General features: G+C 37.6%; 5 protein-coding genes and 1 pseudogene. 2 read left to right on the forward strand and 4 right to left on the reverse strand.

Annotated features, from left to right (window positions below; all coding sequences use genetic code 11):
• Window positions 1–132: 132 nt before the first annotated feature.
• Window positions 133–465: pseudogene (locus tag V7L31_RS25920) on the reverse strand (cryptochrome/photolyase family protein).
• Between the two features lie 66 nt (window positions 466–531).
• On the opposite strand from V7L31_RS25920, the gene V7L31_RS25925 reads away from it, so the two are divergent.
• A complete protein-coding gene (locus tag V7L31_RS25925) occupies window positions 532–1,440 on the forward strand; it encodes a transposase family protein (RefSeq protein WP_334698929.1) in 909 nt (302 codons plus the stop codon).
• Window positions 1,441–1,563: 123 nt separating this feature from the next.
• Here the strand turns inward: V7L31_RS25925 and V7L31_RS25930 are convergent, their stop codons facing one another.
• On the reverse strand, window positions 1,564–1,941 hold the full coding sequence (locus tag V7L31_RS25930) for a cryptochrome/photolyase family protein (RefSeq protein WP_334698930.1): 378 nt from the start codon (window positions 1,939–1,941) through the stop codon (window positions 1,564–1,566).
• Window positions 1,942–2,015: 74 nt separating this feature from the next.
• On the reverse strand, window positions 2,016–2,507 hold the full coding sequence (locus V7L31_RS25935; protein WP_334698933.1) for a glycosyltransferase: 492 nt from the start codon (window positions 2,505–2,507) through the stop codon (window positions 2,016–2,018).
• 201 nt (window positions 2,508–2,708) lie between these two features.
• Here V7L31_RS25935 and V7L31_RS25940 point away from each other — a divergent pair, with 201 nt between their 5' ends.
• On the forward strand, window positions 2,709–2,996 hold the full coding sequence (locus V7L31_RS25940) for a WGxxGxxG family protein (RefSeq protein WP_334698931.1): 288 nt from the start codon (window positions 2,709–2,711) through the stop codon (window positions 2,994–2,996).
• Between the two features lie 487 nt (window positions 2,997–3,483).
• Here V7L31_RS25940 and V7L31_RS25945 read toward each other — a convergent pair whose 3' ends face one another.
• On the reverse strand, window positions 3,484–4,581 hold the full coding sequence (locus V7L31_RS25945; protein WP_334698932.1) for a sensor histidine kinase: 1,098 nt from the start codon (window positions 4,579–4,581) through the stop codon (window positions 3,484–3,486).
• Window positions 4,582–5,261: the final 680 nt, after the last annotated feature.

A 5,261-nucleotide genomic window follows, 5' to 3' on the forward strand; every position in this document is an offset into this window, starting at 1 on the left:
ACTCACTCCAGTCATTCGCTTAAATTTTTTTGCAGTAAGCTGCTTGGCTTTCTCTATTTTCACTGCTCCTCAAATTCCTGATCGAAAATTGCCAATCCTTTTATCATACCATAGAAAACTTTTGCAAGAGTTCTAGTAACTTTGATTGTCCTGGAATGCCTTAGATTGCTTAATAAAGTTAATAACATCTTGTGTAATTGAGTCTGGTTCAAACCATAAAGCTTCGGGTAAGGTCAGTTTACCTTTTGGTAGTTTGCGATTTTGCTTGTCAAAGTTCCATCAACCACCAACAGGTTGCTTGCCAGACATGAGAATGTTGAAGTGCCGCCGTCCTTGACGATAAAAGTCTTCCATGATTAAACGTTTGCGACCACTGGCCCATTGTTGAAACTCTTGGTCACTCCAGATGAAGCGATTATTGTGTGTAAAAGTGACTTGAATTGTCAGTTCTAGCTTTTGAATCAATAGACCTATCTTTAAAATAAATTTTGTGGGAAAATAAACAGAAAAATGTAACTATGTATATCAATAATGACAAGTCCCTTAGAAAGAATAGAACTATACCCACAGGAATCAAAAAGATTAATTGGGATTAAGTATGAAGACTTTATCACATTAGTAGCGTTAGCAGAAAAAAGGTATCTAGAGAAACAAGCAGAAATTGAAAAAAGAAAAATTAGGTTAATAGCATCTGGCGGAGGACGTAAAGCAGAAATGACCCCAAGACAGGGAGTGTGTCTATGCCTAGTATACCTGAGACAGAAGCCAACATTTGAAATTCTCGGATTATTGTTTGATGTATCGAGGACAAAAGCAAATAACACATTTAATTATTGGGTAGAAATTCTGAGGGAAATTTTACCTGCCTCCCAAATAGAAGAAGCCAAAAAAGATGAGCAAAAATATCAAAAATTATGCGAACGACTGTGTGAGTATGAATTAATAATAGATAGTGCAGAACAAGCTATACAAAGACCAGGCGATTATCAAGAGCAGAAAAAATATTATTCCGGTAAGAAGAAAATGCACACGCTAAAAAATCAATTTATAGTATTGCCAAGAGGTGAAGATATAGTTGATATTTGTATTGGACAATTAGGGAAGATAAGCAATATTACACTATTTAGAAATAATCGCCAAAACCTAGATGCCAAACAAAGATTTTTGGGAGACAAAGCTTATATAGGAGAAGAATTTATTACCACACCTTATAAAAAGCCCAAAAAAGCTGAACTTTCCGAGATTCAAAAAGAAGAAAATCAGAAATTATCATCAAGAAGAATTGGTGTTGAACATCTCATCTGTAGAGTCAAAACTTTTCGAGTAGCTAGTGATAGATTTCGTTTAGCTCGACATCGTTATAATCAGGTGATAATGGCAGTATGTGGATTAGTTAGGTTACATCTAAATCATTCATTTATACTAAGTCATGATATTTGAATTATCAGCCTTGAGATTTTCTTTTTCACAAAGCTATGTTTCTCAAAACTTTTAATAATTTTGATATTTTCATCCCCAAACCCTTATTTTTGCGTTCACTCATAAGAGGGTATTTCATCCCACTTATAGTTCGTATAACGCTTTCACAGTAAGCTTTTTATCTTTTGTGGACAAGTCTAATGTAGCAAAAGGGCGATCTGTTGGAGTCATCACCCGCAGTTCGGTAATTTGGTATTGTTCAATCCATTCGAGTAAAGGTGTATTGAAATCTTGGCTTTGAGCGTATGTTACTGGGAAGCCAAGCGATCGCAATTCGGCAGCAAAGTGACGCATGGCTCCCCAGACCAATACCAGTTTTTGCAAGTGATAAGGAAGTTGCCCTGCATGGGCAAGAGATTCGATAAAAATCACGGGAGTCTGTTGCTTTTGTTGCAAGCAACTTTGCAGTGCTGACTGCTGTGACCAAAGTTGATCTCCGAGAACCCAAATACCAATGGTCATTCTCTTGCTCCCTCTCATATCGTGCGTTGGCAACGTGACGACAAAATTCTATTCAATCAAGTGTAACGTTGTTGTTACAAATGCAACCCCCGCCACTCGATTGTAGTGCCAAAAAGACAATAACACCAGATTATAAAACCCATGAAATCTCGTAAAATTACAAGCCAGAAATATTTTTTAGCGCTCGAATCTTGGAGATATTTGACACCAACAATCCAGCCCATTATTAAACGTACTATCCAGGTAGCAGCTAGCGCAGACCAACACAAAGTAGACCCTTTTATAGTCATCATTAGTATTAAGCTAGTGATGTTACCGTAAGTAAAAATTAGCCCAATATAACCCCAAGGGCGAGAAACTCGAATACCACGCAACCAGCGAACCTGATGCTGAATAGAATCAATCAAAGTGTTAGCGAATAATACGTGGTCTACTATATAATCAGAAAGCATGACCTTGTAACCTACTTCGGCAGTTAGGTAGCCAAGTTGAAAATCGTCTGCGAGATAATCGGCGATCTCTTCAAATCCCCCGATTGCTTTTAGCACTTCTTGACGAATTACAATCTTTGAGAGGAGTAATGAGTAGTGAGTAAGGAGTAAGAATGTACAAGTTCTTGCACTGGTATTGCGCCTCTTGCTCTTTTACTTATTACTCATCATCAAACGCAAAGGAGCTTGTGAGAAATGCGGGATTTGTAGCTTTGGACTGATGTATGTTTCAGCTTGAGACTGATAAAGTATGAATACCAAAACAGAGTTCTAATTATGAAGCGTTCAGACATATCAAAAGTTATTGGCTCTAGCATTCTAGCACTGGGCCTTGCCGTAATTCCTTTAATTATGCCCGCCTCAGCCCAAAGCAGCACCTCTGGGGATACAAACACTACTTCACGTACAAATAACACCTCTACTCAAGGGGCGAATAACAGAGATGATAACGGTTTTAGCTGGGGCTGGCTGGGCTTGTTAGGGCTGGCTGGTTTAGCTAGTTTAGCTAAAAAAGACAATCGCTCTGAATCTACTGCTTATCGTGACCCGAATGCAACTCGTTAGCACGACTTGGATGAATTAACTTTTAGCCACAATATCAGTTAGACAGATTGTTTAACCCTAGATGAAATACTGGAATTTCTGATATTTTTGGCATTGCTATCTACCCTAATGCTTACTTAGCTTAGGGTAGATAGCAGTAAAATGGAGCAATTGAGGCAGCTTCATGTTTAAAACACAGTAATTTGATTAATTTTAGCTGGACTAAAAATTGCTAATTTTTGATTACAGTATTTATATACTAAACAAATAATGTAGGTTCCACTACTCTCTCTAGGAATGGATAAAACTGTCTTTAGTCAGAGAAAAAAACGCTCATATACGCCTACTCTTAGTACTACATTACGTCTGTTTAGAAATTTGCAAATAAGTCTGTGCAAAGCTTCAAAAGCCAATTTCAATATTTGTATAGAAACCAAACCAGGAGATCTATTTAGTAATAGGTGAAAGAGGGTAAAGTTTTGACTGGTTTCGACTTTTAAAACATCTTCTAATAGGGGAGTTTAGGCAATTTAACGATAAAGCTTGTCCCCTTGCCCTGGGCACTTTCAACTTCAATCGTCCCCTGATGCGCTTCAATAATGCTCTTTGCTAAAAATAATCCTAACCCCCATCCTGTTTGATCCCCAGCAGAAATGGTTCGACGAAATTGTTGAAATAAGATTGATTGAGCTTCTGAAGAAATCGGATTACCTTCATTGTGTATAGTGAGGCTGATATGCGTTTCAAATTGCTCGAGTGTGAGTGTAATTGGTGTATCAGCAGCACCATACTTCACGGCGTTAATAGCTAAGTTTTCAATTACCCGTCGTATCTCTTTACGGCTGCAATTGCTCCTGATAGCAGTATCAGAAACTACAATAAACCGCTCTCCATAAGCAAAGTTCAAATCCTCTACTACGTCCTGAACAATGCTCTCTAAATTGCATTCTTCAAATTCAAACTTTAAACTCTGACCTGCCCGCAGCCGACTAGCATCGAGCAGATTTTGAATCATCGAATTCAAACGCTCGACTGCTTTTAGCATTTTCGCCGCGATATTGGCATGAGTATCTCCTTGTTCAAGCCGGCGCAGAGTCAGCTGAGTACCCATTTTTATGACATTGAGTGGGTTTCTAAGATCGTGGGTCAGTGTCACCATAAATAACTCTTGAATATCTCGCAACGTCTGCGAAAATTCAGTAGCTGCATCGTTAACGGCTTGCTCAATGGAATCGATAATAATATCTCGTTCCCTGACCTCTAAAGCCGCTTCTTCTTCTAAAATTTCAAATATGACCTGACGGAGAATGTGGTACTCAAAAATCATTTGAGTCATCGAGTAGTCAACAAAACCCGCCCGCTCATGTCCATGCTTTTTCCCAATCCGAGTGCTTTCTAGTTTATCGGTTTTTATTCTGGCTGGTGTCCTTTCAATCTTTGTTGACAGTTCATCCACTAATTGCTCTAGATACTCAGGTAGCGAATCTTGTAGCATCAGAGAGTCCTGATGTATTGATGCACCAACTTCATCACGCGCCCGCTCTTCCCACCTCTGCATGATTCTTTCAGCATTTTGTTTAAGACGCTTAGATGTTTGGTTAGACATAGATTGTAAAAATACCAAAATTAGCAAATAGTTAGTTTAAAACTGGTTGATAACATTAACCCAATTACATGAAGATAAAAACTTATTATAAATAATGAATATTAAACTTAATAAATACTGTCATTTACCTGATTCAAAACCTTGATGAAAATTTATTTTTTACACATTATTACTAACGCTATTTAATTAATTTTAAGTGGGCTGAGAACCGTTAATTCTTAATTGCAGTATTTATATATTAAACAAATAATATAGGTTTCATTACTCTCTATAGGAAGGGGTAAAACTATCTTTAGTAAGAGAAAATCGGCGCTCCTATATGCCTACATTTAGTATTACATTACATCTGTTTATTAAATTTGCGAATCAGTCTGTGCAAAGCTTTGAGAGTCAATTTTAATAAAATATACATTTTAGATAAGATATACGCTATTAAAACATCTATTCAAACATAAACTCTAACAATAGGATGTTATCGTAAACGCTGTTGATGAAGTTAATGTTTAGTAGGTCAACTATCAAAATCCGATTTGATTGGTGAGGGAACTGATTCACCAAGTAATAACACTTGCGGGAGAGCGAGGCAAAGCAGTGCCAGCCATCGCTCTGACAGGCGCTGTAACTGAAGATATGTATCAACGTTCTCTTTTAGCTGGGTTTAGTCTATGCTTTGCTAAACC

This window comes from Nostoc sp. (assembly GCF_036916655.1).
Taxonomy (GTDB): domain Bacteria; phylum Cyanobacteriota; class Cyanobacteriia; order Cyanobacteriales; family Nostocaceae; genus Nostoc.

Coding starts and splice junctions, on each gene's coding strand:
- V7L31_RS25925 (WP_334698929.1), top strand. CDS start 532: ATGACAAGTCCCTTAGAAAGAATAGAACTATACCCACAGGAATCAAAA.
- V7L31_RS25930 (WP_334698930.1), bottom strand. CDS start 1,941: ATGACCATTGGTATTTGGGTTCTCGGAGATCAACTTTGGTCACAGCAG.
- V7L31_RS25940 (WP_334698931.1), top strand. CDS start 2,709: ATGAAGCGTTCAGACATATCAAAAGTTATTGGCTCTAGCATTCTAGCA.
- V7L31_RS25945 (WP_334698932.1), bottom strand. CDS start 4,581: ATGTCTAACCAAACATCTAAGCGTCTTAAACAAAATGCTGAAAGAATC.